The sequence below is a fragment of the Streptomyces chryseus genome (genome assembly GCF_014650755.1).
Classification (GTDB): Bacteria; Actinomycetota; Actinomycetes; order Streptomycetales; family Streptomycetaceae; genus Streptomyces; species Streptomyces chryseus.
In genome coordinates, this window is record NZ_BMVO01000001.1 from 23,795 (window position 1) to 48,933 (window position 25,139).

General features: G+C 71.8%; 28 protein-coding genes. 11 read left to right on the plus strand and 17 right to left on the minus strand.

Annotated features, from left to right (window positions below; translation table 11 throughout):
• Positions 1-28: 28 nt before the first annotated feature.
• On the plus strand, positions 29-1,297 hold the full coding sequence (tyrS, locus tag IE185_RS00125; protein ID WP_138895069.1) for a tyrosine--tRNA ligase: 1,269 nt from the start codon (positions 29-31) through the stop codon (positions 1,295-1,297).
• 96 nt (positions 1,298-1,393) lie between these two features.
• Here tyrS and IE185_RS00130 read toward each other — a convergent pair whose 3' ends face one another.
• Complete coding sequence (locus tag IE185_RS00130; RefSeq protein WP_138895068.1) at positions 1,394-1,669, minus strand: GlsB/YeaQ/YmgE family stress response membrane protein; 276 nt, start codon at positions 1,667-1,669, stop codon at positions 1,394-1,396.
• A gap of 210 nt (positions 1,670-1,879) precedes the next feature.
• Here IE185_RS00130 and IE185_RS00135 point away from each other — a divergent pair, with 210 nt between their 5' ends.
• Complete coding sequence (locus tag IE185_RS00135; RefSeq protein ID WP_138895067.1) at positions 1,880-2,254, plus strand: DUF3099 domain-containing protein; 375 nt, start codon at positions 1,880-1,882, stop codon at positions 2,252-2,254.
• 183 nt (positions 2,255-2,437) lie between these two features.
• Entirely contained in the window at positions 2,438-2,698 is a 261-nt protein-coding gene (locus IE185_RS00140; protein WP_138895066.1) for a hypothetical protein, read from the plus strand.
• Here IE185_RS00140 and moaA read toward each other — a convergent pair.
• From moaA to IE185_RS00155, 3 genes are all read right to left on the minus strand, one after another.
• Positions 2,681-3,670: a GTP 3',8-cyclase MoaA gene (gene moaA, locus IE185_RS00145; RefSeq protein WP_138895065.1), complete on the minus strand. Its 990-nt coding sequence runs from the start codon at positions 3,668-3,670 to the stop codon at positions 2,681-2,683. The two genes, IE185_RS00140 and moaA, sit on opposite strands and share 18 nt — an antisense overlap.
• Positions 3,671-3,852: 182 nt before the next feature.
• A complete protein-coding gene (locus IE185_RS00150) occupies positions 3,853-5,496 on the minus strand; it encodes a monocarboxylic acid transporter (RefSeq protein WP_138895064.1) in 1,644 nt (547 codons plus the stop codon).
• The gene (locus IE185_RS00155) at positions 5,493-5,858 is read right to left on the minus strand and encodes a DUF485 domain-containing protein (protein ID WP_229843286.1); all 366 of its coding nucleotides are present in this window, start codon (positions 5,856-5,858) and stop codon (positions 5,493-5,495) included. The genes IE185_RS00150 and IE185_RS00155 overlap by 4 nt, the downstream gene beginning before the upstream one ends.
• A 240-nt stretch (positions 5,859-6,098) precedes the next feature.
• Between IE185_RS00155 and IE185_RS00160 the strand changes: the two genes are divergently transcribed.
• Together IE185_RS00160 and IE185_RS00165 are read left to right on the plus strand one after the other, a co-directional pair.
• Positions 6,099-7,637: a S8 family peptidase gene (locus IE185_RS00160; protein WP_138895063.1), complete on the plus strand. Its 1,539-nt coding sequence runs from the start codon at positions 6,099-6,101 to the stop codon at positions 7,635-7,637.
• Between the two features lie 38 nt (positions 7,638-7,675).
• Entirely contained in the window at positions 7,676-9,232 is a 1,557-nt protein-coding gene (locus IE185_RS00165; RefSeq protein ID WP_189714358.1) for a S8 family peptidase, read from the plus strand.
• A gap of 66 nt (positions 9,233-9,298) precedes the next feature.
• Here the strand turns inward: IE185_RS00165 and IE185_RS00170 are convergent, their stop codons facing one another.
• The 8 genes from IE185_RS00170 to IE185_RS00205 form a co-directional block, all read right to left on the minus strand.
• Positions 9,299-10,342, minus strand: a complete 1,044-nt coding sequence (locus IE185_RS00170; RefSeq protein ID WP_138895062.1) for a zinc-dependent alcohol dehydrogenase family protein — start codon at positions 10,340-10,342, stop codon at positions 9,299-9,301.
• A 17-nt stretch (positions 10,343-10,359) separates the two neighbouring features.
• Positions 10,360-11,061, minus strand: coding sequence for a lysoplasmalogenase (locus tag IE185_RS00175; RefSeq protein ID WP_138895061.1), 702 nt, complete (start codon positions 11,059-11,061; stop codon positions 10,360-10,362).
• Positions 11,058-11,945 (minus strand): sterol desaturase family protein, encoded by an 888-nt coding sequence (locus tag IE185_RS00180; protein ID WP_138895060.1) that lies wholly within the window; start codon positions 11,943-11,945, stop codon positions 11,058-11,060. The genes IE185_RS00175 and IE185_RS00180 overlap by 4 nt, the downstream gene beginning before the upstream one ends.
• 112 nt (positions 11,946-12,057) lie before the next feature.
• The gene (locus IE185_RS00185; protein WP_189714360.1) at positions 12,058-12,768 is read right to left on the minus strand and encodes a VIT1/CCC1 transporter family protein; all 711 of its coding nucleotides are present in this window, start codon (positions 12,766-12,768) and stop codon (positions 12,058-12,060) included.
• Positions 12,769-12,792: 24 nt separating this feature from the next.
• Positions 12,793-14,028 carry an amidohydrolase family protein gene (locus IE185_RS00190; protein ID WP_138898132.1) on the minus strand — a complete coding sequence of 412 codons (1,236 nt, stop codon included), beginning with the start codon at positions 14,026-14,028 and terminating at the stop codon, positions 12,793-12,795.
• Positions 14,025-15,311 (minus strand): amidohydrolase family protein, encoded by a 1,287-nt coding sequence (locus IE185_RS00195; RefSeq protein WP_138898133.1) that lies wholly within the window; start codon positions 15,309-15,311, stop codon positions 14,025-14,027. Before IE185_RS00195 ends, IE185_RS00190 begins: the two co-directional genes overlap by 4 nt.
• Before the next feature lie 24 nt (positions 15,312-15,335).
• Entirely contained in the window at positions 15,336-16,220 is an 885-nt protein-coding gene (locus IE185_RS00200; RefSeq protein WP_138898134.1) for an SDR family NAD(P)-dependent oxidoreductase, read from the minus strand.
• A complete protein-coding gene (locus IE185_RS00205; protein WP_138898135.1) occupies positions 16,220-17,017 on the minus strand; it encodes an acetoacetate decarboxylase family protein in 798 nt (265 codons plus the stop codon). Before IE185_RS00205 ends, IE185_RS00200 begins: the two co-directional genes overlap by 1 nt.
• 97 nt (positions 17,018-17,114) lie before the next feature.
• Here IE185_RS00205 and IE185_RS00210 point away from each other — a divergent pair, with 97 nt between their 5' ends.
• The 6 genes from IE185_RS00210 to IE185_RS00235 all read left to right on the plus strand — a co-directional run bounded on the left by IE185_RS00210 (position 17,115) and on the right by IE185_RS00235 (position 22,618).
• On the plus strand, positions 17,115-17,813 hold the full coding sequence (locus IE185_RS00210; protein WP_138907903.1) for a TetR/AcrR family transcriptional regulator: 699 nt from the start codon (positions 17,115-17,117) through the stop codon (positions 17,811-17,813).
• Positions 17,810-18,790 carry a DEDDh family exonuclease gene (locus tag IE185_RS00215; RefSeq protein WP_138907904.1) on the plus strand — a complete coding sequence of 327 codons (981 nt, stop codon included), beginning with the start codon at positions 17,810-17,812 and terminating at the stop codon, positions 18,788-18,790. The genes IE185_RS00210 and IE185_RS00215 overlap by 4 nt, the downstream gene beginning before the upstream one ends.
• 96 nt (positions 18,791-18,886) lie before the next feature.
• The gene (locus IE185_RS00220) at positions 18,887-19,120 is read left to right on the plus strand and encodes a metallothionein (RefSeq protein ID WP_138904207.1); all 234 of its coding nucleotides are present in this window, start codon (positions 18,887-18,889) and stop codon (positions 19,118-19,120) included.
• A gap of 84 nt (positions 19,121-19,204) precedes the next feature.
• On the plus strand, positions 19,205-19,996 hold the full coding sequence (locus IE185_RS00225; RefSeq protein WP_138898692.1) for an SURF1 family cytochrome oxidase biogenesis protein: 792 nt from the start codon (positions 19,205-19,207) through the stop codon (positions 19,994-19,996).
• A 65-nt stretch (positions 19,997-20,061) separates the two neighbouring features.
• On the plus strand, positions 20,062-21,873 hold the full coding sequence (locus tag IE185_RS00230; protein ID WP_138898693.1) for a glycoside hydrolase family 15 protein: 1,812 nt from the start codon (positions 20,062-20,064) through the stop codon (positions 21,871-21,873).
• Complete coding sequence (locus IE185_RS00235) at positions 21,863-22,618, plus strand: SDR family oxidoreductase (RefSeq protein ID WP_138898694.1); 756 nt, start codon at positions 21,863-21,865, stop codon at positions 22,616-22,618. The genes IE185_RS00230 and IE185_RS00235 overlap by 11 nt, the downstream gene beginning before the upstream one ends.
• A 208-nt stretch (positions 22,619-22,826) precedes the next feature.
• On the opposite strand, the gene amaP is transcribed toward IE185_RS00235, so the two are convergent.
• The 5 genes from amaP to IE185_RS00260 are packed head-to-tail and all read right to left on the minus strand — an operon-like array spanning position 22,827 to position 25,133.
• Positions 22,827-23,405, minus strand: a complete 579-nt coding sequence (gene amaP / locus IE185_RS00240; RefSeq protein ID WP_189714362.1) for an alkaline shock response membrane anchor protein AmaP — start codon at positions 23,403-23,405, stop codon at positions 22,827-22,829.
• A gap of 7 nt (positions 23,406-23,412) precedes the next feature.
• Entirely contained in the window at positions 23,413-24,087 is a 675-nt protein-coding gene (locus IE185_RS00245) for a DUF6286 domain-containing protein (RefSeq protein ID WP_138897691.1), read from the minus strand.
• Positions 24,084-24,431 (minus strand): Asp23/Gls24 family envelope stress response protein, encoded by a 348-nt coding sequence (locus tag IE185_RS00250; protein WP_138897692.1) that lies wholly within the window; start codon positions 24,429-24,431, stop codon positions 24,084-24,086. The genes IE185_RS00245 and IE185_RS00250 overlap by 4 nt, the downstream gene beginning before the upstream one ends.
• A gap of 8 nt (positions 24,432-24,439) precedes the next feature.
• Complete coding sequence (locus IE185_RS00255; RefSeq protein ID WP_069929383.1) at positions 24,440-24,631, minus strand: hypothetical protein; 192 nt, start codon at positions 24,629-24,631, stop codon at positions 24,440-24,442.
• A gap of 13 nt (positions 24,632-24,644) precedes the next feature.
• Positions 24,645-25,133: an Asp23/Gls24 family envelope stress response protein gene (locus IE185_RS00260; RefSeq protein ID WP_138897693.1), complete on the minus strand. Its 489-nt coding sequence runs from the start codon at positions 25,131-25,133 to the stop codon at positions 24,645-24,647.
• Between the last annotated feature and the right edge of the window lie 6 nt (positions 25,134-25,139).

Genomic DNA, 25,139 nt, shown 5'->3' on the forward strand with positions numbered 1-25,139 from the left:
TCCGTATCGTCCAAGGAGAGTCAAGACCGTGACCGACATCGTCGACGAGCTGAAGTGGCGCGGGCTGTTCGCCCAGTCCACTGACGAGGACGCACTGCGCAAGGCGCTCGCGGACGGTCCGGTCACGTTCTATTGCGGCTTCGACCCGACGGCGGCCAGCCTGCACGTGGGGCACCTCGTGCAGGTCCTCACCGTCCGCCGGCTCCAGCAGGCCGGGCACCGGCCGATCGCCCTGGTGGGAGGGGCCACCGGCCAGATCGGTGACCCGCGGCCGACGGCCGAGCGCACGCTGAACGACCCGGAGACGATCGCGAACTGGGTGGCGCGGCTGCGCGCCCAGATCGAACCCTTCCTGTCCTTCGAGGGCCCGAACGCGGCCACCATGGTGAACAACCTGGACTGGACCGCGGGGCTTTCCGCGATCGAGTTCCTGCGGGACATCGGCAAGCACTTCCGGGTCAGCAAGATGCTGGCGAAGGACTCGGTCGCCCGGCGGCTGGAGTCCGACCAGGGCATCAGCTACACGGAGTTCAGCTACCAGCTGCTCCAGGGCATGGACTTCCTGGAGCTCTACCGGCGTCACGGCTGCACCCTCCAGCAGGGCGGCAGCGACCAGTGGGGCAACCTCACGGCGGGTCTCGACCTGATCCACCGCCTGGAGCCGCACGCGAACGTGCACGCGCTGGCGACGCCGCTGATGGTCAAGGCGGACGGGACGAAGTTCGGCAAGTCCGAGAGCGGCGCCGTCTGGCTCGACCCGGAGATGACCACGCCGTACGCGTTCTACCAGTTCTGGCTGAACGTGGACGACCGGGACATCTCGCGGTACATGCGCATCCTCAGCTTCAGGAGCCGCACGGAGCTCGAAGAGCTGGAGAAGCTCACCGAGGAGCGGCCGCAGGCGCGCGCCGCGCAGCGCGCGCTGGCCGAGGAGCTGACGACGCTGGTGCACGGCGCGGAGCAGTGCGCGGCGGTCGTCGCGGCGTCGAAGGCGCTGTTCGGGCAGGGCGAGCTCGCCGGTCTCGACGAGGCGACGCTGGCCGCTTCGCTGTCCGAGCTGCCGCACGCCGAGGTCGCGGAGCTCGGGTCCGTCGTGGACCTCTTCGTGGAGGTGGGCCTCGCGCCGAGCAAGTCCGCCGCCCGCCGCACGGTCAAGGAGGGCGGGGCGTATGTGAACAACGTGAAGGTCGCCGACGAGGACGCCGTACCGGCGTCCGAGGACCTGCTGCACGGCCGCTGGCTCGTGCTGCGGCGCGGGAAGAAGAACCTGGCGGCGATCGAGGTCGCGGCCGGCTGAGGTTACGTGCCAGGAGGCACCCGGGAAACGGCCGGGAGCGTGGATCAGGCCCCGGCCGTTTCCCGTGCCGACTTCGCGCGAGGGCGGGGGGAGCGCTCAGGCCCGACGTCGTGAGCCCTTCATCTTCGCGTAGAGCATGTCGCCGAGTCCGACGATCACCACGGCGCCGATCAGCTGGAACAGGTGCCTGATCCAGTCGATTCCCTTGGTGTCGTCCACGCCGATGCCGGCGGCGACGGCGTTGCCGGCCATGCTGCCGAGGATGCCGCACACGACCGTCAGCCACAGCGGAATCTGCTGCTTGCCCGGGATGATCGCCTTTGCGATCAGACCGAGCACCAGACCCACGATGATCGCCCACAACCAGCTCATGTCGCCTCCTCATCGGCGCGGTGTGCGCATGTGGGCCCAGTCTCGGACGGCCGCCCCTGCGGCGCATGCCGGACGCCGCCACCCGGGCGGCGGCCCCCCTGGGACGGCCGGGTCGGGGACGCCCCGCTCTCGATGGCGGCTGAGCGGCGGCGTACCGTGGAAGGCGTCCGGTGAGCGGACGTCCGGCAGGGAAACGGGTGGTGCGACGTGATGCGGAAGAAGAACGGCCCCGAGGTCTTCCGGATCACCGGGGCCCGGCCGGCCCTCGCCGACGACGTGCGGGGGCGTCAGCGCCGGTATGTGATCTCGATGTCGGTACGGACCCTGTCGGTGATCCTGGCGGCGGTCCTGTGGAACGTGGAGCGGCACGTCGCGATCGTCGCGCTGGCGCTGGGGCTTTTGCTCCCGTACATCGCCGTGGTCATCGCCAACGGCGGTCGGGAGAACGCCTCTTCGCTGCCCTCGGCGCACATTCCGACGCCCGTCCGGCCGGCTCTGGAGAGCCCGCCGGAGCGCTCCGACGGGGAGTCCGCGCCGGAGGTGCGGAGTCCGGGTCGTGAGCAACAGACGCGTGAACAGAGCTGATCCTGTGCGGTCTGCAAAGCTCAATAAAAGCTCAGATCAATCATGAAGTTCCGGTGCACCGCACCCCATGTCGCGTGACATACTTCGTAAGCGCTCCGCATCCCCCGTCGGAGCGACGGACCGACGCCGGGCAGCTCCCCCCGTGGCTGCTCGGCGTCGCCTTTTTGACCTAGGGTTGAGCGCGTGAACTCCCCTGATTCCCTTCTTTTCCCAGGTTCTGCCGACGCCGGCGCCACTGTCTGCTCCGCCAAGGGCTGCCGCTCGGCCGCTGTGTGGGTTCTCGCCTGGAACAACCCGAAGCTGCACACTCCCGAGCGCCGCAAGACGTGGCTGGCGTGCGACGAGCACCGTGAGCACCTCTCCCAGTTCCTCGGTGTACGCGGCTTCCTCAAGGAAGTGGTGACGCTCGCGGAGTGGGAGGGGCGGTCAGCCTCCGATGGCTGACATGGGCCGGTCGGGCTGCAGGAAGGACGGGTCGTCCAGGCCGGAACCCGCCTTCTTGCCCCACATCGCCAGCTTCCACAGCCGGGCGATCTCCTCGTCGGGGGCGCCGGAGCGCAGGGTCCCGCGCAGGTCCGACTCCTCGCGGGCGAACAGGCACGTACGCACCTGACCGTCGGCGGTCAGCCGGGTGCGGTCGCAGGCGCGGCAGAACGGGCGGGTGACCGAGGCGATGACCCCCACGCGGTGCGGGCCGCCGTCGACGACCCAGCGCTCGGCGGGCGCCGAGCCGCGCTCGTCCTCACCCTCGGCGGTGAGCGTGAAGCGCGTGCGCAGGGACTCCAGGATGTCACCGGCGGTGATCATGCCGTCGCGCTTCCAGCCGTGCTGGGCGTCGAGCGGCATCTGCTCGATGAAGCGCATCTCGTAGTCGTTCTCGACGGCCCAGGCCAGCAGGTCGGGGGCCTCGTCGTCGTTGAGCCCGGGCATCAGGACGGCGTTGACCTTGACCGGGGTCAGGCCCGCGTCGCGGGCGGCGGCCATGCCGTCGATGACGTCGTGGTGGCGGTCGCGGCGGGTGAGGGTCTTGAAGACGTCGGGGCGCAGCGTGTCGAGCGAGACGTTGACCCGGTCCAGGCCGGCCGCCTTGAGGGCGGTCGCGGTGCGCTTGAGGCCGATGCCGTTGGTGGTGAGGGACATCTTGGGGCGGGGCGCGAGGGCGGCGCAGCGCTCGACTATGCCGACGAGCCCGGGGCGCAGCAGCGGCTCGCCGCCGGTGAAGCGCACCTCGGTCACTCCGAGGTCGGTGACGGCGATGCCGATCAGCCGGACGATCTCGTCGTCCGTGAGCAGATCGGGCTTCGCGAGCCACTGCAGGCCCTCTTCGGGCATGCAGTACGTACAGCGCAGATTGCAGCGGTCGGTGAGCGAAACACGCAGGTCAGTGGCTACTCGGCCATAAGTGTCGATAAGCATCCTCGGCCCCCTCCCCGATCCGGAAATTCGTCTGTGTCGAACGCTGTCGAGCCTACGCGACGCCACTGACATCACGAGGGGCTCCGATACCACGAGGAGCGGTGCGGCCGCGTCGTACGACTCTACGACGCGGCCGCGGGGGCACAGCTGTGGGAAGGCGCGAAGAGCGACGGCGGGTACGCTCAGTGCGCGCCGATGCCGGTGAGTGACTTGACCTCCAGCTCCGCGTACTTCCCCTTGTCCGGCTCGTCCTTGGACAGTACGGAGCCGAGCCAGCCGAGCAGGAAGCCGAGCGGGATCGAGATGAGCCCCGGGTTCTCCAGCGGGAACAGGGCGAAGTCGACGCCGGGGAACATCGAGCTGGGCTTGCCGGAGACGACCGGTGAGAACAGCACGAGGCCCACCGACGCGGTCAGGCCACCGTAGATCGACCACAGGGCGCCCTGCGTCGTGAACTTCTTCCAGAAGAGGCTGTAGAGGATCGTCGGCAGGTTGGCGGAGGCGGCCACCGCGAAGGCGAGGGCGACCAGTCCGGCGACGTTCAGGTCGCGGGCCATCGCGCCCAGGGCGATGGAGACGACGCCGATGGCCACCGTGGCCCAGCGGGCGGCGCGTACCTCCTCCTTCTCCGTGGCCTTGCCGCGCCGGATGACGTTGGCGTAGATGTCGTGCGCGAACGACGACGAGGACGCCAGGGTGAGGCCCGCGACGACCGCGAGGATGGTCGCGAAGGCCACGGCCGAGATCACGGCGAGCAGGATCGCGCCGCCCGGGGAGTCGGCGCCGCCGCCGATCTCCAGCGCGGCGAGCGGCGCGGCCGTGTTGCCCGCCTTGTTGGAGGCGATGATGTCGCCGGGCTTGAGGAGGGCAGCCGCGCCGAAGCCGAGCACGATGGTCATCAGGTAGAAGGCACCGATGATGCCGATCGCCCAGTTCACCGACTTACGGGCGGCCTTGGCCGTGGGGACGGTGTAGAAGCGGATCAGGATGTGCGGCAGGCCGGCGGTGCCGAGGACCAGGGCGATGCCGAGTGAGATGAAGTCGAGCTTCGAGGTGCCGGTGGCGCCGTACTTGAGGCCCGGCTCCAGGAACGCCGAGCCCTTGCCGCTGTTGGAGGCCGCCGTGCCGAGCAGGTCGGACAGGTTGAAGTCGAACTTCAGCAGGATCAGGAAGGTGATCAGCAGGGTGCCCGCGATGAGCAGGACGGCCTTGACCATCTGGACCCAGGTGGTGCCCTTCATGCCCCCGATCGTGACGTAGACGATCATCAGGATGCCGACGAGGGCGACGATCAGGATCTTGCCGGCGTCGCTGGTGATGCCGAGGAGCAGCGAGACCAGTACGCCGGCTCCCGCCATCTGCGCGAGCAGGTAGAAGATCGAGACCACGATGGTGGAGGTGCCCGCCGCGGTGCGCACGGGGCGCTGGCGCATGCGGTACGCGAGGACGTCGCCCATCGTGTAGCGGCCGGAGTTGCGCAGCGGTTCGGCGACGAGGAGCAGCGCGACGAGCCAGGCGACCAGGAAGCCGATGGAGTAGAGGAAGCCGTCGTATCCGAACAGGGCGATGGCGCCGGCGATGCCGAGGAACGACGCGGCGGACATGTAGTCGCCGGAGATGGCGAGGCCGTTCTGGAAGCCGGTGAACTGGCGGCCGCCGGCGTAGAAGTCGGAGGCGCTCTTGGTCTGGCGGCCCGCCCATACCGTGATGAAGAGGGTGGCGACGACGAAGAGGCCGAACAGGGTGATGATCAGCGGGCGGTGCTCGCTCGCGTCACCGGCGGCGGCGAGCTGGACCGTCGCCGTCGTGGTCAGCGCGGGGCTCATGCGTCGGCCTCCATACGGGACTTGATGGCCTCGGACTTCGGGTCGAGCTGCGTGGCGGCATGACGCGAGTAGAACCAGGCAATGAGGAAGGTGGTGGCGAACTGGGCGATGCCCAGGACGAGCGCCACGTTGATGTTGCCGAAGACCTTGGTGCCCATGAAGCCGCCCGCGTAGTTGGACAGCAGGACGTACAGCAGGTACCAGGCGATGAACGCGATGGTCAGGGGGAAGGCGAAGGACCGGTGGGCGCGGCGCAGTTCGCCGAACTCGGCGCTCTCCTGCACCTCGACGAACTCCTGCGTCGTGTGCCCTGTCCGGATCAGGCCCGTGCCGCCCTCGGGCGGTGGTGCGTCGGTTGCCACGGAATCTCCTCGCGAGGCGGGTGCGGTGGGTGGGGTGGACAAAGTGACCTCACAGGTGGGGGGTGATGGTGCTCGTCCCCCTGACAACGGCACGGATCGCATCGCGTCTCGGTTCGGCATCCGCCATTTCTTTTCCGAACACGTTGATACGAACGCATGATCGGCGCTAGCTTCACTCGTCATGTACCCGCTCATGTGCACCCGCGCAGGGGCGGCTCTCACGGATGATGTGGAGAACCCATGGCTCATCTGGGATCCAGACGGCAGCGCGCACTCGCCCTGCCCGTCGGACTGGCTCTCACGGCTACGCTCGGCTTCCTGCCCGGAGCGGCCGCCTCGGCCGCGCCGCTGGACGGCTCCGACGCCCCGGTGGCGGTCGACACCACCGGTCCCAAGCTGTCGTACGTGGTCAACACCAAGGGTGGCCACGGTACGAGCGCTTCGGTGAAGCGGGCGATCGCCAAGGCCGGCGGCACGGTGGTGAAGGCGTACGACCAGATCGGGGTCATCGTCGTCCACTCGCAGAACCCGGACTTCGGCAAGCAGATACGCAAGGCCAAGGGTGTCGCCTCGGCGGGCGCGACCCGCACCTCCCCGCTCACTCCGGTCGGCATCACGGAGGAAGGCACCACGCAGAAGCTGTCCGCGGCCGGGGCCGCGAAGGCGAAGGCGGCCGCGGCGCCCGGTCAGGAGCCGCTGGAGGCCAACCAGTGGGACATCCGGGCCATCGGCGCGGACCAGGCCGCGAAGGTCAACGACGGCAGCTCGAAGGTCACCGTCGGCGTGATCGACACCGGTGTCGACGACACCCACCCGGACCTGGCGCCGAACTTCTCCAAGTCCCAGTCGGCCAACTGCGTCGGCGGCGTCGCGGACTCCTCGGAGGGCGCCTGGCGCCCGTACACGGACGGCAGTGACCACGGCACGCACGTCGCCGGTACGATCGCCGCTCCGCGCAACGGACTCGGCGTCGCCGGTGTCGCGCCGGGCGTGAAGCTCGCGGGCATCAAGGTGAGCGAGCCGGGCACCAGCCTCTTCTTCACCGAGGCGGTCGTCTGCGGCTTCGTGTGGGCCGCGGAGCACGACATCGACGTGACGAACAACAGCTACTACGTCGACCCGTGGATGTTCAACTGCGAGGACGACCCGGACCAGAAGGCGCTCCTCGACGCCCTGACGCGGGCCACGAAGTACGCGGAGCGCAAGGGCGCCCTGAACGTCGCCGCGGCCGGCAACTCGAACTTCGACCTGTCGGCCGACGAGATCCTCGACGACTCCAGCCCGAACGACAGCACCCCCGGCGACCGGGTCATCGACCCGTCCGAGTGCTTCGACGTCCCGACCCAGCTGCCGGGCGTCATGACGGTCACCGCCACGGGTGACAAGAACGTCAAGTCGTACTACTCCAGCTACGGGTACGGCGTCGCCGACGTCGCGGCCCCCGGCGGCGACAAGTGGCAGATCCCGGCCACGCCGGACGCCAACGGCCGGGTCCTGTCGACCGTCCTCGACGGCGGCTACGGCTACAAGCAGGGCACTTCGATGGCCACCCCGCACGTCGCGGGCGTGGCGGCGCTGCTCAAGAGCGCGCACCCGAAGGCGACTCCCGCGCAGCTTCAGCGCCTGCTGAAGAAGCAGGCCGACAACCCGGGCTGCCCGAGCCACGTCTACGACGCCGCGGGCAACTGGGTCGAGGCCACCACCTGCGAGGGCAGCGACAACTACAACGGCTACTACGGCTCCGGCGTCGTCGACGCGCTCGACGCCGTCAAGAAGTGACCGTCCGAGGCTCCGCCGATCCGCGAACCGGAGATTTCATGACGCCGCACCGCACCCCGAGGTCCCGCCGCACCGTGGCCCTGTCCGCGGGCCTGGCCACCGCCGCCGCATTCGCCTTCCTGCCCGGCACCGCGTCGGCCACCTCGGCCGACGTGCTCGGCGCGAAGGACGCCGCCTCGGCGGTGACCGAGGCGGCGGGCACTCCGCTGAGTTACGTCGTCAACGTACGCCCGGGCAAGGGCAATTGGGCCAAGGTGAAGAAGGCCGTCGGCCGGGCCGGCGGCACGATCGTCCAGGCGTACGACCAGATCGGCGTGATCGTCGTCCACTCGTCGAACGACGCGTTCGCGAAGACGATGCGGGGCGTCAAGGGCGTCCAGTCGGCGGGTGCGACCCGTACGGCGCCGCTGCCCGCCCAGTCGACGAAGGACGTCGGTACGCCGAAGGCGCTCACCGGCGCCCAGGCGGAGGCGGCGTCGGCGGCCGCCGTCGCCGGCGAGGACCCGTTGCAGCCGCTGCAGTGGGACCTGCCCGCCATCAAGGCGGACAAGGCCCACGAGAAGACGCTCGGCAGCCGGAAGGTCACCGTCGCCGTGCTGGACACGGGGGTCGACGACACCCACCCGGACCTCGCGCCGAACTTCGACCGCGAGGCGTCCGTCAACTGCGTGACCGGCAAGCCCGACACGGCGGACGGTGCCTGGCGCCCGTCGGCCGAGGAGAGCCCGCACGGCACGCACGTGGCGGGCGAGATAGCGGCCGCGAAGAACGGTGTCGGCGTCACCGGTGTCGCGCCGGGCGTCAAGGTCTCGGGCATCAAGGTGTCCACGACGGCCGGCTTCTTCTACACCGAGTCGGTGGTCTGCGGCTTCGTGTGGGCGGCCGAGCACGGCGTCGATGTGACGAACAACAGCTACTACACCGACCCGTGGATGTTCAACTGCAAGGACGACCCGGACCAGAAGGCGCTCGTCGACGCCATCGTCCGGGCCTCGCGGTACGCCGAGAGGAAGGGCGCGGTGAACGTCGCTGCGGCCGGGAACTCGAACTACGATCTCGCGGCGGACTCGATCCACGACACGACGAGTCCGAACGACACCACTCCGGTGCCGCGCGACGTCGACCCGGGCGAGTGCCTCGACGCCCCGACGCAGCTGCCGGGCGTCGTGACGGTCGCCTCGACGGGGGCCAAGGGCCTGAAGTCGTCGTTCTCCAACTACGGGCACGGTGTCATCGACATCGCGGCTCCGGGCGGCGACAGCACGGCGTACCAGAAGCCCGCGCCTCCCGCGACGAGCGGTCTGATCCTGGGCCCGGTCCCGGGCGGCAAGTGGGGCTACATGGCGGGTACGTCGATGGCGTCCCCGCACGTCGCCGGGGTGGCGGCGCTCATCAAGAGCACGCACCCGAAGGCCTCGGCGCAGCGGATCAAGTCCCTCCTGGCGAGCCAGGCGGACGCGGTGCCGTGCACCGACCCGTACGACATCAACGGCGACGGCAAGGTCGACGCGGTGTGCGAGGGCGGGAAGAACTACAACGGCTTCTACGGTGTCGGCATCGCCGACGCGCTGGACGCCGTGACCAAGAAGAAGTAGACAGCACCGCAGGTGAGCGGGCCGCCCGGATTCCTTCCGGGCGGCCCGTTCCCGTGGGCCCGGGTGTCACGGCTTGACGAGCACCTTGAGCGCGGTGCGCTCGTCCATCGCCCGGTAGCCCTCGGGCACGCCGTCGAGGCCGACGGTGACGTCGAAGACCGGCGACGGGTCGACCGTCCCGTCCAGGACGTCCGGCAGCAGCTCCGGTATGTACGCGCGCACCGGCGCCACTCCCCCGCGCAGCGCGATGTTGCGGTCGAACAGCACGCTCAGGTCGAGTCCGGTGCCGCTGCCGTGCGGGACGCCGACGTAACCGATGGCGCCGCCGTCGCGGGCGATCCCGACGGCGGTGCGCATCGACTGCTCGGTGCCGACGGCCTCGATGACGGCGTGCGCGCCCTGCCCGCCGGTGAGTTCGCGTACGGCCTCGACGGCCGCCTCGCCGCGCGCGGCGACGATGTCGGTGGCGCCGAAGGTCTTGGCGATGTCGGTACGCGCCCGGTGGCGGCCCAGCGCGATGATCCGCTCGGCTCCGAGCCGCCGGGCGGCCAGCACCCCGCACAGCCCGACCGCGCCGTCACCGACGACCGCGACCGTCGAGCCGCGCCGCACGCCGGCGCCGACGGCGGCGTGGTGTCCGGTGCCCAGCACGTCGGAGAGGGCGAGGAGGCCGGTCAGGAGCCGGTCGTCGGAGACGGCGGCGGGCGGGAGCTTGACCAGCGTGCCGTCGGCGAAGGGCACCCGCACGGCTTCGCCCTGTCCGCCGTCGGAGCCGACGGTGCCCCAGAAGCCGCCCCGGGGGCAGGAGGTGTGGAGCCCCTCGGCGCAGTACTCGCACGTGCCGTCGGACCACACGAAGGGCGCGACGACGAGATCACCGGGCGCGAACCCGGCCACCTGGGACCCGGCCTCCTCCACGACGCCGAGGAACTCGTGCCCGATGCGCTGGCCGGGCTGCCGGGCGGATTCGCCCCGGTAGGCCCACAGGTCGCTGCCGCAGATGCAGGCGCGCAGTACGCGGACGACCACGTCGGTGGGCTCCTGGACCCGGGGATCCGGCACCTCCTCCACGCGGATGTCGTGCGGGGCGTGGATGACGGTGGCGCGCATGGGTGGATCCTCGATGCTCAGACGGTGGTACGCCCTTCACCGTACGCCGCGGAGCCGACTGGGGCGTCCGGCCGCCCCAGCACGCCCTTGACCAGCAGGTACTGCGCCGCGAGGTAGGTCAGCATGATCCAGAAGTCGGGGGCGGGGAGCTGGGGCCACCCGGCCACGCCGGTGGCGATGAGGGTGTCGGAGAGCAGGAACAGCGCGCCGCCGAGTCCGGCGTGCGCGCCCAGGCCGCTCGCGCGCAGCGCCATGGCCGTGAGCAGCAGGCTGTAGCCGGCGACCGGGACGCGCAGGTCCGCGGGGAGGTCGGGCCACAGGAGGGCGACCGTGGTCAGGAGCGCGACGGCGTATCCGGCGCCGAGGAGCCAGGACGTACGGCTGCCTCGGAACAGCACAAGGTAGCAGACGTGTCCGGCGGCGAAGGAGCCCATGCCGACGAGGAACGCCCACTCGGCGTCGGCGAGCAGGAACACGTCGCCGCCCCAGCCGAAGAGCAGCGCCGCGATCAGCGGCCTCGGGGCGCCGCTCAGGGCCGCGTACGCCGCGAGCAGCGGCATCAGCAGCGGCTTGGCGGCCAGGTGGCCCGCGTCGGCCCCGGCGACGAGCGAGCCGAGGTCGGCGAGCGCCGCGACGGCGAAGGCGGCGAGGAGCCGGCGGGCCCACGCGGCGCGCCGGTCGCCGGTAGCGGCGGCCCCGGCGGCGGCGGCCGCGCTCACGCGGTCTGTCCGGCGGCGGCTTCCTGCGGCTGCCCGGTCACCGGGGGCCGCACCGGGCGCGGCTGCCAGCCGGGCCCGCGGAAGATCCGGCCGGCGCGCTCGCGCCAGGTGGTGGCGGCGCGTACGTCGCGGGCGATGGCGGCGTACTCGTGGGTGGCGACGCGCAGGGGGTTGTAGGTCTCGATGTTCTTGGTGAGGCCGTAGACGGGCCGCTCGGTCTCGGCCGCGAAGGAGCGGAAGAGCCGGTCCCAGACGATCAGGATGCCGCCGAAGTTCCGGTCGAGGTAGCCGCCCTGGGAGGCGTGGTGGACGCGGTGGTGGGAGGGCGTGTTCAGGACGTACTCGAAGGGGCGCGGCAGCTTGCCGACCCGCTCGGTGTGCACCCAGAACTGGTAGACGAGGTTCGCGGAGGAGCAGAACGCGAGCGCCGCCGGGTGCACGCCGCAGGCGATCAGCGGCAGGTAGAACGGCCAGACGGTGAGGCTCGTCCAGGGCTGGCGCAGGGCGGTGGTGAGGTTGAACCTGCGGCTGGAGTGGTGGACGACGTGGCAGGCCCACAGGATGCGGATGACGTGGTGGCCGCGGTGGGACCAGTAGTAGAAGAAGTCCTGCGCGAGCAGCATCAGCGGGATCGTCCACCACAGGAGGGGGACGCGGGCGGGCGTCAGCTCGTACACCGCCATGTAGATCGCGACGATCGGGATCTTCCAGAGGAAGTCGAACGCGATGCTGCCGAGCCCCATGCTGACGCTGGTCACGGCGTCCTTGGCCTCGTACCCCGCGGCGTCTTCGTCGGGATGGAGGCGGTAGCTCACGATTTCGAGCACGGTGAGCAGGACGAAGGCGGGTATCGACCACAGCACGACATCGGGCAGGTTCGGCATGCCCGCACGATAGAGGCGCAGGTGGGCACTCGACTAGGGGTTGTTACCGACAAGTATGTGAGACTGCCTGTCAGCGCGGTGTACGACGCGTCTCCGCACCCCCGTGGACCCGCTAGACCCCCGCCGCCCCCAGCAGCGACCCCGCCCCGTACGTCACCGCCATCGCCAGTGCCCCGCCCGCCATGTTCCGCCCCACCGCCGGCCGGGGCGGCGCCGCGCCGAGGCGGGCGCTGCTCCAGCCGGTCAGGGCCAGGGCGAACAGGACCGAGACGACCGTGACCGCGAGCCGCCAGGACGGGGGCGGCAGGGTCATCGCCAGGAGCGGCAGCAGTGCGCCCACGGTGAAGGCGACGAAGCTGGCGGCCGCCGCGTGCCAGGGGTTGGTGAGGTCCTCGGGGTCGATGCCGAGCTCCACGCGCGCGTGGGCGCGCAGCGCGTCGCGTGCGGTCAGCTGTTGGGCGGCTTCGCGGGCCACGTCGCCGGACAGGCCGCGCGCGGCCAGGAGTGCGGTCAGTTCGGCCAGTTCCGCCTCCGGTTCCTCGCGCAGCTCCCGCTTCTCCTGGGCCAGCGCGGCCTCCTCCGCGTCGCGTTGCGTCGAGACCGACACGTACTCCCCCGCCGCCATCGACATCGACCCCGCCAGCAGCCCGGCGAGGCCCGCTGTCAGGAGCGCGGAGCGGTCGTCGGTCGCCCCGGCGACACCGACGACGATGCCGGCGGTCGAGACGATGCCGTCGTTGGCCCCGAGCACCCCGGCGCGCAGCCAGTTCAGGCGCGAGCCGAGGGCTCCCCCGTGGGCTTCGTCATGCGTCTGATCGCTCACCCGGGGAGGTTCTCACCCGTGCCGTCACCAGACGCGTACCGACCCGCCCGGCGCGAAGGCCGGGCTCGTCGCGTCGGGCGGGATCCGCGCGGGCGGGAGCGGCTCGGCGATCTCCGCCACCAGCGGGCCGGCCTTCGCCGCGAGCGGGTCCAGGAAGGCGAGGTCGAAGCCGTACACGCGGGCCGCGTTCCCGCCCGCCATGGCGGCGACCTCCTCGCGCGGCAGGCCGGCGTACGCGATCCGCAGGCCCTCGCGGGAGTACGGCGCCGTACCTTCGTCGTGGGGGTAGTCGCTGCCCCACATGATCTTGTCGAGGCCGATGCGGTCGCGCAGCGGCACCTCGTGCGGGCGCATGAAGCTGGCGCCGACGTAGCAGTTGTCGCGCCAGACCTCGCTCGGGCTGCTGCCCATGGAGCCCGCCAGGCCCGCGCCGAACTTCGACTCGGCGGTCGACGCGCGGGTCGCCGCCGCCACCAGACGGGCGTGGTAGTAGTCCAGCATGTCGATCACGCCGGGAATCCAGCCCGAGCCCTGTTCGGTGAGGACCAGTCTCAGGCCGGGGTGCCGGCGGAACGCCCCGCCGAACATCAGGTGCCACAGGGCCCGGTGCGAGAACCATGTGGTCTCCACCATGAAGACGGCGCGCGCGGCCGGTTCGTCGCCCAGTGGCGGCGACGCCGACCCGCCGTGGTGGTTCACGGGCACGTCCAGCTCCGCGCAGACGGCCCAGATCGGGTCGTACGTCCGCGAGTAGAGCTCGGGCACGCCCGAACCCGGTGGGGCGCCGGGCAGCAGAATGCCCCCGGTGAGGCCGGCCGCCTGGGTGCGGCGGATCTCCCGTACCGCCTCGTCCACGTCGTTGAGGAGGATCTGTGCGACGCCCGCCCGCCGCCCCGGCGCCGCGTCGCAGAAGTCCGCGAGCCAGCGGTTGTGGGCCCGCAGGCCCGCCCAGCGCTGCTCGTACTCCGCCTTCGACGGCGCGGGGGCCATGAGGGAGGCGCTGGGGAAGAACGGCGGGATGGTGTTCGGGAAGACGACCTCCGCGACGATGCCGTCCGCCTCCAGCTCGGCGAGGCGGCGGGCGGAGTTCCAGTTGCGGTCGGCGGTGTCGGCGAGGAGGTCCTCGTAGGGATTGACGTACGTCGCCGCCCAGGCGTCGAAGTCGTCGTGGTGGCGCTTGTCCAAGTACGGCTTGTAGTCGACGAGATCGGCGCCCGCGTGACAGTCGGCGGAGATGACGGTGTAGCGGTCCCCGGTCACGGCGAGACCCCCAGCGCCGGGAAGTCGTGGCCGGTCAGCCAGTGCCGGCCCACCTCGCGCGACCTCGCCCACGACGCCTCGACCGCCAGCTGGTCGTCCGGCTGGCCCAGCTCCGCCGGCGTCGGGCCGACGCGCCGCGCCAGCGGGGCGAGCTTCGCCGTGTCGAAGCCGAAGACCTCGGCGGCGGCCAGGCCGAGGATGCGGCGGGTCTCGGTGACGGGGATGTCGTGGAAGGTGCGCTTCAGCCAGGCGCGCGTGTCCGGCCAGGTGCCCTCGGGGTGCGGGAAGTCGCTGCCCCACAGGATGTTGTCGACGCCGATCTCGTAGCGCTGGGCGAGTTCGCGGCGCTTGGTGTTGGTGGCGCAGACGAAGACCTGCCGGTCCAGGTACTCGCTCGGCGGCCGCTTGAGTTCCGCGAAGGGGGACAGCTTCTTGCCGCCGTGCGCGCCCAGGTAGAGGCGGTCCATGAACCACAGCTGGTTCGGCAGCCACCAGCAGCCGGACTCCGCGACGCCGAACCTCAGCCCGGGGTGGCGCTCGAAGGCACCCGACCACAGCAGGAACCACAGCGGCCTGGCCGGCCACCACGTGACCTCGGAGACGTAGATGCCCAGGTGGTCGCCGTACTCGTGGCGGGGCGCGGCCCCCGAGTGGGTCACCACCGGCATCCGGGTCTCGGCCGCCGCCGCCCACACCGGGTCGTAACGGCGGTCGTGGTACGGGGCCTTGTCGACCCACATCGAGGGGATCATCAGCGCGCCGAGCCCGGACTGCCTGGCCCGGTGGATCTCGGCGACGACCTCGTCCACCTCGCCGGTGACGGGCAGGAGCGCCACGCCGCAGTGCCGTTCGGGGTGCTCCGCCACGAACTCCGCGAGCCACCGGTTGTGGGCCCGCGCGCCCGCCATGCCCAGGCGCGGGTCCTGGTCGCCGGAGAGGCCGAGGCCGACGCCGAAGGGCGCGGCGGTCCCGCTGTCGACGGCGTCTGCGTCGGGGAAGACCACCTCGGCGGCCACCCCGTCGCCGTCGAGCTCCTTGAGGCGCTGCGCCGTGTCCCAGCCGCCGCGCAGCCCCTCCTCGTTGTCCTCGAACCACTTGGCGGCGAACGCCTCGTTGCGTACGCCGAGGCGTGTCATCTCCTCGCGGCGGGCGTCGCGCTGCCCGAGGAAGTCGTCGAAGTCGCGGTGGAAGGCGCTGTCCAGGTAGGGCCGGTACCGCTCGGTCGGCAGACCGGCGTGGCAGTCGGAGGAGATGATCAGGTACGGGTCGCTTGGTTCCGTCATCGCGTGTCCTCCCTCGGTGGGGCCTCAGTCGAGAATGAAGTGCTCCAGGTACGACGGCTCGGAGCGGTCGAGCATCGACCGCGCCCGCGCCCGGATCTGCCGGTCGCTGTGCTCGCTCGCCGGCAGCATCCAGAACCGGTCCGCCTCTATCCCGTCCACCACGGTCTCGGCCACGTCCTCGACCGGCGTGAACTCGATGGCGTGCCCCGCATCCCTCATCGCCGTCTCCCACTGCCCGAGGCTGCGGTAGGGCGTCCTGCGGGGCCGTTCCTTGGCGTAGCGCGAGGGCCGGTTGCGGTGCGACTCCCACAGCCCGGTGCGCAGCATGTGCGGTCCGGGGAAGAGCACCGACGCGCTCACGGGAACGCCCTCCGCCCGCAGATGGGCGTACAGCGACTCGGTCATCGTCACAACGGCCGCCTTGGTGACGGCGTACACGGACGCGGTCGGCAGCGGAGCGATCCCGCCGTCGCCCGACGACGTGTTGACGACGTGCCCGGGTCCGCCGTCAGCGATCATCCGGGGAACGAACGCCTGGATGCCGTGGAAGACGCCCCAGACATTCACCGCGAACGCCCACTTCCAGTCGTTCACCTCGTGCTCCCACATGCGGCCCTCCGCGCCGGAGCCGACCCCCGCGTTGTTGCACAGCACGTGCACCGCCCCGAAGGTGTCGTACGCCGCGTCCGCGAGGGCGGTGACGAACTCCCGCTCGCTGACGTCCACGACGTGCGCGAGCACCCGCGCCCCCTCGGTCCGGAGTCCGCAGGCGGCCTTCTCCAGGGCTCCTTCCTCCACATCGGCCAGTACGACCTTGAGACCGCCGGCCGCGAACCGGCGGGCCATCGCGAGCCCGATGCCGCTCGCCGCGCCCGTGACGACGGCGACGTGTCCCTCCCGCAGCCGCATCAGACGCTCCCCTCCGGCGGGCCGTCGAGGATCTGCAGCGGGTCGTCGTAGCGCTGGTGGATGTACGGCAACAGGGCCCGCGCACTCACCCGCTCCACGACGCGCCCCTTCTGGTCGGTGGTCTTCTCGCCGAGGGTGATCTCCACAACGCGGCGCACGGGCAGATCCGCCACGGGGTCGTACATCGACTCGCGCAGCACCACGTCCCCGGTGATCCGCTCCAGCCGGCGCACCTTCTCGGTGCGGACGCAGTGCACGAGGACCGGGTCGGCGTCGAAGCCCCGGCCGTCCACCGCCGGCAGGAACTTGTAGTAGAAGTCCGTCTTCTGCGACGGTTTGGGCAGCGGCAGCGGCCCGTCCACCGCGCCCCGCACCTCGACGAAGGCGATGCCGTGCCGGGCCAGCGCCGCGCGGACGACCAGGCCGTCGCGGTCGACGCTCGCCTCGCCGAGCTTCTTCGGCTCGCCGAAGACCTCGCGGCCCGCGGTCAGGGCCCGTTCGTGGGTCATCGGCATGACGAGCGGGTACCAGCCGGCGACGCCGTCGTGGACGGCGGCGACCGCCACCGAGCCGGCGCCCAGCGGGTAGCCGGGCAGCTCGACCCGGCTGATGTTCGCCCGTACGAGCGGCCGCTCGGCGGGTTTGAGGGGCGGCGGCAGTACGGCCGCCACCGCGTCCGGGTCGCTCTCCCAGACGGCCACCACGCCGGTGGACCAGATGTCGGGGAGTCGGGAGACGGACCCGCGCGCCGCCGCGATCTCGGCTTCGGTCCGCGCGCCGTACCGTACGCGTGCCATGTCGTACCGCCCTTCGTCGGGAGGAGAGCCTGTAACACTGTTACACCGGTGCCGATGAAGGTGAAAGAGCCGTGCGCGTACGGGATTCGGAGGCTCCATGCCAGGCAGCACACGCGCCCCGGGAGGCGGTACGGGACCACGCGGCCCGCGCACCGCGCTGACCCGCGAGGAGGTCCTCGACGCGGCCGCGTCCCTCGTCAAGCGGCACGGTCCGGCGGCGCTGACCATGCGCGGGCTCGCCGCCGCGCTCGGCACCGCGGTCACCTCCATCTACTGGCACGTCGGCAACCGCGAGTCGCTCCTCGACGCCCTCGTCGAGCGGACCGTTCGGGAGATGGGCGCCGTCCGCCCGGCCGGCCGCACCCCGGCCGCCCGCATCGTGTCCGTCGCGCGCGGCCTGCGGCGCGAGCTGCGCGAGCGCCCCCACCTGATCGCGATGGTCCACGAACGCGGGCTCACCGAGCGGATGTTCCTGCCCGCCCAGCAGGCCCTCGTCCACGAGGTGCACGCGGCCGGCCTGCGCGGGGCGAAGGCCGCCGAGGCCGTACGGGCGGTCCAGTACCAGGTCGTCGGGTACGTTCTCGTCGAGCGCAACCGCGAACGCGCCCCCGCGCAGCGGCCGGGCGAGGAGGAACTGTGGGACGCCCGGAGCGCGGAGCACGATCCGGCGCTGGCGCGGGCCCTGGCCCGGCCCGCCGATCCCGAACGTCTCTTCGTCAACTCCGTGCGGGCTCTGGTGGACGGTCTGCTCACCCGGGCGGGCGGGGCTGTCAGTGGGGGCCCGTATCCTCAGTGACCATGCTCGAAGACCAATCGACAGCAGCGCCGTGGCCGACCGCCTACCCGAAGGGGTACGCGGTCGTCGACGTGGAGACCACCGGGCTCGCGCGCGACGACCGGATAATCTCCGCCGCCGTCTACCGGCTGGACTACCGGGGGGACGTCGAGGACCACTGGTACACGCTCGTCAACCCGCAGCGCGACCCCGGTCCCGTCTGGATCCACGGCCTGACGAGCGATGTGCTGACGGGCGCCCCGCTCTTCCCGGACATCGCCGCCGAGTTCTCCGAGCGGCTCGACGGCCGGGTGCTCGTCGCGCACAACGCGATGTTCGACTGGTCGATGATCGCCCGGGAGTACGCACGGGCCGCCCGCGCCGCGCCCGTTCAGCAGCGGCTGTGCACCATCGCGCTCTCCAAGGAGCTGCGCCTGCCGCTGCCCAACCACAAGCTGGAGTCGCTGGCCGCGCATTTCGGCGTCGTACAGCAACGCGCGCACCACGCCCTCGACGACGCGCGCGTGCTGGCGGAGGCGTTCCGTCCGAGTCTGCACGCGGCGGCGCGGGACGGCGTGCGGCTGCCGTTGCTCGAATGCCTTCCGCTCACCGAGTGGTCGGACTCGCCGGCGCCGCCCCGGGTGGGCCGTCAGGCGTCGTACCAGGGCGGGGGCATGGGCAGCTGGCGTCCGTCGCGCAAGCGCCCGGCGTGCCCGTACCCGAACCCCGGGCGGTACGAACCGGGCAAACTGCTCAAGCAGGGCATGCGGGTGGCGTTCTCCGGCGACACGTCCGTGGACCGCGAGCTGCTGGAGGACCGCGCGATCGAGGCGGGCCTGCACATCGCGACGAGTGTGTCGCGGCTCACCAGTCTGCTCGTCACCAACGACCCCGACTCGGCCACCTCCAAGACCGTCAAGGCCAAGTCCTTCGGCACCCCCGTGGTCGACGAGGCCGCCTTCACGCAACTGCTGCGGGACGTCACCCCCGCCGGCTGAGACGGGGACGGTCCGTCCCGGCAGACGGGTGATTGGCGCGCGACTCGCCCGCCGCCCACTCGCCCTGCCGCCGCCCGCCGTCCCACCCTGTGGCGCATGGCACGTTGCGAGGTTTGCGGAAACGACTACGGCATGTCCTTCGAGGTGCACGCGCAGGGCGCGGTGCACGTCTTCGACTGCTTCTCCTGCGCCATCCACCGGATGGCGCCCATCTGCGAGCACTGCCGGGTGCAGATCCTGGGCCAGGGCGTCGAGGTGGACGGCCACTGGTACTGCGGCGCCCACTGCTCACGCGCGGAAGGGAAGGTGGGCATCGTCGACCGGGTCTGAACGCCACGCGGCCGCGTACACCGGCCCGCCCCGGCGGGAGACCCACCCGCCGGGGACCACCGCGCGCCAGGTAACGTCAAGGACGTGTACCGCTTCCTGTTGTCCCGGCAGTGGGTGATCCTCACCCTCCTGATGCTCGTCCTCATCCCCACGATGGTCGAGCTGGGCTTCTGGCAGCTGCACCGGCACGAGCACCGGGTCGCGCAGAACGCGCTGATCTCCGGAAACCTCCGTGCGAAGCCCCTGGCCGTCGGCGACATCACCTCCCCCGGACACACCGTCCCACGCGACGACTACTGGCGCCGGGTGACCGCCACCGGCACTTACGACACCGCGCACGAGGTCGTCGTACGCCGCAGGACCGACGCCGACGACCAGGTCGGCTTCCACGTCCTCACCCCGCTGGTCATGGACGACGGCCGCACCGTCCTCGTCAACCGGGGCTGGGTCCCGTTCGGCGCCGACCAGCAGGCGTACCCGAAGGTCCCGGCCGCCCCCGGGGGCGAAGTCACCGTCACCGGACGGCTCAAGGCCGACGAGACGACGGCGGGCAGCGGCATCAAGGACCTCAGCGGTCTGCCGCCCCGGCAGGTCATGCTGATCAACAGCGAGCAGCAGGCGAAGGCCCTCGGGCGCCCCGTCCTCGGCGGCTACATCGAGCAGACGGAACCCGTCCCGGCCGGCCCGAAGCCGCAGCTCGTGCCCGATCCCGACGCCGATTCGATCGGCCCCCACATGGCGTACGCCGTGCAGTGGTGGCTGTTCGCCGCCGCGGTGCCGGTCGGCTGGGTCGTCCTCGTACGCCGCGAACTGCGCGACCGCGCCGCGGGAGCCTCCGACGAGGCGCCGGCCGAGCCGGCCACCGCCGACGCCTGAGCCCAGGTCACCGCGCCGCCGCACCGGCCGCTTAATGCCGCACGCGCGCGGGAACACGAGTTCTCGTGACCCAACGCATCGAGGACTACGCGCTCATCGGGGACCTGCAGACTGCCGCACTGGTCGGCAAGGACGGTTCCATCGACTGGCTCTGCCTGCCCCGCTTCGACTCCGCGGCGTGCTTCGCCGCACTGCTCGGCGACGAGGACAACGGCCACTGGCGCGTGGCCCCGGCCGGCGCGGGCGCCTGTGCGCGGCGCGCGTACCGCGACGACACCCTCGTCCTGGACACGATCTGGGAGACCCGCTCGGGCTCGGTCAAGGTCACCGACTTCATGCCGCAGCGCGACGAGGCGCCCGATGTCGTACGGATCGTGGAGGGCCTGTCGGGCGAGGTGACGATGCGCTCCACGCTGCGGCTGCGCTTCGACTACGGCAACGTCGTGCCGTGGATGCGCCGCACGAGCGGGCACCGGGTCGCCGTCGCGGGCCCGGACGCCGTGTGGCTGCGCGCCGAACCGGCGGACCGGGTGAAGAGCTGGGGCCAGCAGTACACCACCTACTCGTCGTTCACCGTCGCCGAGGGGGAAAAGGTGGCATTCGTCCTGACCTGGCACCCGTCGCACGAGCCGGAGCCGCCCCGCACCGACCCGTTCGAGGGACTGGAGCACAGCCTCCAGGACTGGCGGGAGTGGGCCTCCCAGTGCCGGTACGACGGCCCGTACCGCGAGGCCGTGCTGCGCTCGCTCATCACCCTGAAGGCGCTCACCCACGCGCCGACCGGAGGAATCGTCGCGGCCCCCACCACCTCGCTGCCGGAGGAGATCGGCGGCGTACGCAACTGGGACTACCGCTACTGCTGGCTCCGCGACTCCACCCTCACCCTCGGCGCGCTCGTCGCGGCCGGCTACATCGACGAGGCCGCTGCCTGGCGCGACTGGCTGCTGCGGGCGGTCGCGGGCGACCCGGCCGACCTCCAGATCATGTACGGCATCTCCGGCGAGCGCCGACTGCCCGAAACGGAACTGCCGTGGCTGAAGGGGTACGAGGGGTCCGCTCCCGTCCGTACCGGCAACGCGGCCGTCAAGCAGCTCCAGCTCGACGTGTACGGAGAGGTGATCGACTCCCTCTACATGGCCAGGGCGTGGGGCCTGCGTCCCAAACCGCACGCGTGGAACCTCCAGCTGAGCCTCCTCGGCTTCCTGGAGTCCAACTGGCGCGAGCCGGACGAGGGCCTGTGGGAGGTCAGGGGGCCCCGCAGGCACTTCGTCCACTCGAAGGTGATGGCGTGGGTCGCCGCCGACCGCGCCGTACGCGCCCTGGAGGAAGACCCGACCCTGCACGGCGACGCGGACCGGTGGCGGGTGATGCGCGACGAGGTGCACCGGGAGGTCTGCGAGAAGGGGTACGACCCGGAGCGCAACACCTTCACGCAGTACTACGGCTCCCAGGAGCTCGACGCCGCCACGCTCCTCATCCCCCGGGTGGGCTTCCTGCCGCCGGACGATCCACGGGTCGTGGGGACGGTGGAGGCGGTACGGGCCGAGCTGAGCCACGGCGGCTTCATCCGCCGCTACAGCACGGACGGCCTCACCGTCGACGGTCTGCCCGGCGACGAGGGCACCTTCCTCGCCTGCTCGTTCTGGCTGGTCGACGCGCTGCGGATGACGGGGCGGGTGAAGGAGGCCCGGGAGCTCTTCGAGCGGCTGCTCACCCTGCGCAGCGACGTCGGGCTGCTCGCCGAGGAGTACGACCCGGCCTCCGGGCGGCAGCTGGGGAACTTCCCCCAGGCATTCAGTCATATCGGACTCGTGGTGTCGGCTCTCGCCCTCGACGGAGGAGGGGAGGAGGCGGCAGGATGGGCGCATGGATCTTGAACTGAAGGACCGGGTGTACGTCGTGACCGGGGCCAGCCGCGGGCTCGGCTTCGCCTCGGCGCGCCAGTTGACGGCGGACGGCGCGAAGGTCGTGCTGAGCGGCCGGGACGAGAAGGCGGTGGCGGACGCGGCCGCCGAGCTCGGGCCGAACGCGATCGGCGTCGCCGCCGACAACGCCGATCCGGCGTCGGCCGAGCGCCTGATCGCCGCCGCCCGGGCGCACTTCGGGCGATTCGACGGCATCCTCGTCAGCGTCGGCGGCCCCGCGCCGGGCGTGGCGGCCGAGAACACGGACGAGCAGTGGCAGGCGGCCTTCGACGCCGTCTTCCTCGGAGCGGTACGCCTGGCCCGCGCGGCGGCGGCGGAGCTCTCCGAGGGCGGCGTGATCGGCTTCGTCCTCTCCGGCTCGGTCCACGAACCGATCCACGGCCTCACCATCTCCAACGGCCTGCGGCCGGGTCTGGCCGGCTTCGCGAAGTCGCTCTCCGACGACCTCGGCCCGCGCGGGATCCGGGTGGTGGGCCTGCTGCCGGCCCGGATCGACACGGACCGGGTGCGTCAGCTGGACGCACTGTCCGGCGACGCCGAGGCGGCGCGCCAGGCCAACGAGTCGAACATCCCGCTGCGGCGCTACGGCAGGCCGGAGGAGTTCGGCAAGGCCGCGGCGTTCCTGCTGTCCCCGGCGGCGTCGTACCTGACCGGTGTCATGCTGCCGGTGGACGGCGGCGCGCGCCACGGCTTCTGATCCCCCGTACGCCCGGCCGGGCCGGGAGGCCGTCGTACGGTCGGTGCGCGGCGCACGCGCCCGCTCGTGCCGCCCGTCGGCCGCCGGCCTCCCGTCCGGACCTCGCGACGGAACCGGCATCGTCCGAGGGCGAGTCCGGCCCGTCGCGCGACCGAGGACACCGGCCGCTCCGGAGGCGGGGAGCCCACGGACGCGGCGGGCCGACGGCCTAACTGACCCGCCGTGCCCCGTGCTTGACCTCCCGCAGGCGGACCTCCGCCGGAAGGGAGTCCAGCGCCGCCGAGTCCCGCGCGTGGGCCAGCGGTCCTCGGGTGAACCCGTCCAGCGTCTCGGCCGGCTCGGCGTGGGGTGCGAGAAGCATCGCCACACGCGCCCGGGGGGTGCCCCGCCGGCCGGTCAGCGACACGTGCGCCCGCTCCACGCCGTCCAGCGTCTGCGCCTCTTCCGCCAGCACGTTCTCCAGGGCCCGCCCTCTGAGCACCGCCCCCTCGCCGTCACGGCTGTCGACCAGCACTTCGGCGAGCCGGTGCCGGCGCAGCTGGGCGAACAGCCACCACAACACGAGCAGGACCAGCACGGCGAGGACGGCGATGACCACCGGCCACCACCACCCCGAGTCCCGCCACCGCGTACGGTCCGCCTCGCTGAGCAGCACGTCGTCCCGCCCGCCGAACGGCCACCACGACGGTACGGACATCCCCAGCCCGGTGGCGAGCACCCCGCCGCCGACGGCGAGCAGCACCAGACCCACCAGGCCCAGCAGGACACGGTTCACCTTCTTGGGCATCGTCGCCTCACCCCTTCCTGGCCGGGCGGCCCACCCGCACGGACAGACGCGGCGGCGCGGCAAGGCCGAGCTGCCGGACGGCGGCGGCGAGCACCGTGTCCAGATCCGCCCGGACGTCGTCGAGTGCGCGGAAGTGGGACTCGGCCCGCACCCGCACCTTTGAGCGCCCCACCGCCACCCGCACGGACTGCACGCCGGACACCTCCATGGCCCGGTCGCGCAGCATCATCGCGGCGGCCCGCCGGTCGAGCCCGGCCCGTACGTCGGCCGACGTACGCCGCATCGGCAGGATCGCGCGCAGCCCGGGGGTGAGGGCGAAGAGCAGCAGCCACAGCCCGAGCGCCGCCGCGACGCCCGCGCCGACGAGCGTCCACACGTCGTCCAGGGGCCGTGTCGCGAGGCCGTCCGCCAGCTCGCGCCGCCACCGCATGGCGGGGTGCCCCGCCCGTACCGCCGCGACGTCGTACAGCAGCAGGCCGACGCAGCCGAGCACCACGAGGGCGACCAGCGCGGCCGGCACCCTGCGGGCGGACCAGAAGCGGCCGGCCCTGCCGCCGCCGTCCTCCTTCCGGAGGGTCGGCACCGCGTCGTGCGCGGAGGCGGGACCGGCGGCGTCCAGCTCGCGTTCGATGAGGGGAAGCCGCTGGGTGCGGCCGCTGTCGTCGTTGTCGGGTTCGCTCACCGGATCCTCCCCCGCTTCGCACCCGGCGCCTGGGCCGAGTGCAGCCGCTCGACGTGGACCGCCACCTCGGACACTTCCATTCCGGCCAGCGAACCGACGCCCCGGGCGACCTCCCGGCGTACCGCACCGCACTGGGCGCCGATGTCGGAGGGGTAGCCGAGCTCCAGCACGACCCGGACGCGCGCCCTGTCGTGATGCACGGTCACCGTCGCGTGCGGCGCCTTACCGCCCTCCGGCACCTTCCCGAGCGCCTCGCGCGCCTTCTGCGCGGCGATCTTCGCGACGACCCGGTCGGCGATCCGGGTCGCGCCGCGCTCGGCGGCCTCGACCTGACCGGCGGCCATCGGCGTGGTCACCTCGGCCGGCCGCCGCGCTCACCGGCGCGGAAGAAGTCACCCGGTTCGAGGTCGCCGTCGGCGAACTTGCCCACCACGAAGCCGATCGCGCCCAAGGCCGCCACCAGCAGAAATGCTCCGAACCCGCCGAAGTATCCGGCGAACCCGAGCGCCATACCGGCCACAAGGCCGACCACCGCCATGCTCATCGTGCTGCTCCCTCTACTGGAGACGTGGTTCCGGCTCGTCCTCTTCCTCGTCGGGCAGCTTCACGTCGCTGACCGCGATGTTGACCTCGACGACTTCGAGGCCCGTCATGCGTTCCACGGCAGACACGACGTTGCCCCGGACCGCGCGGGCGACGTCGGCGATCGCTACGCCGTACTCGACGACGATCTCCAGGTCGAGCGCCGTCTGCACCTCGCCGACCTCGGCCTTGACGCCCCGGCTGACCGACTTCGCGCCACCCGGCACCCGGTCCCGGACGGCTCCGAACGTGCGGGAGAGTCCACCGCCCATGGCGTGCACGCCGACCACGTCGCGCGCCGCGAGACCGGCGATCTTCTCGACCACCCCGTCGGCGATCGTCGTCCGGCCGCGGGAGGAAGGATCGCCGCCACCCCGCTTCGTCATGGAGGTCTTCTTCGCCTCCTCACCGGGCGACCCTTTGTCGGGGTTGTCCGGCCGGTTTCGCTGCGTGGTCTCAGTCATATCCGT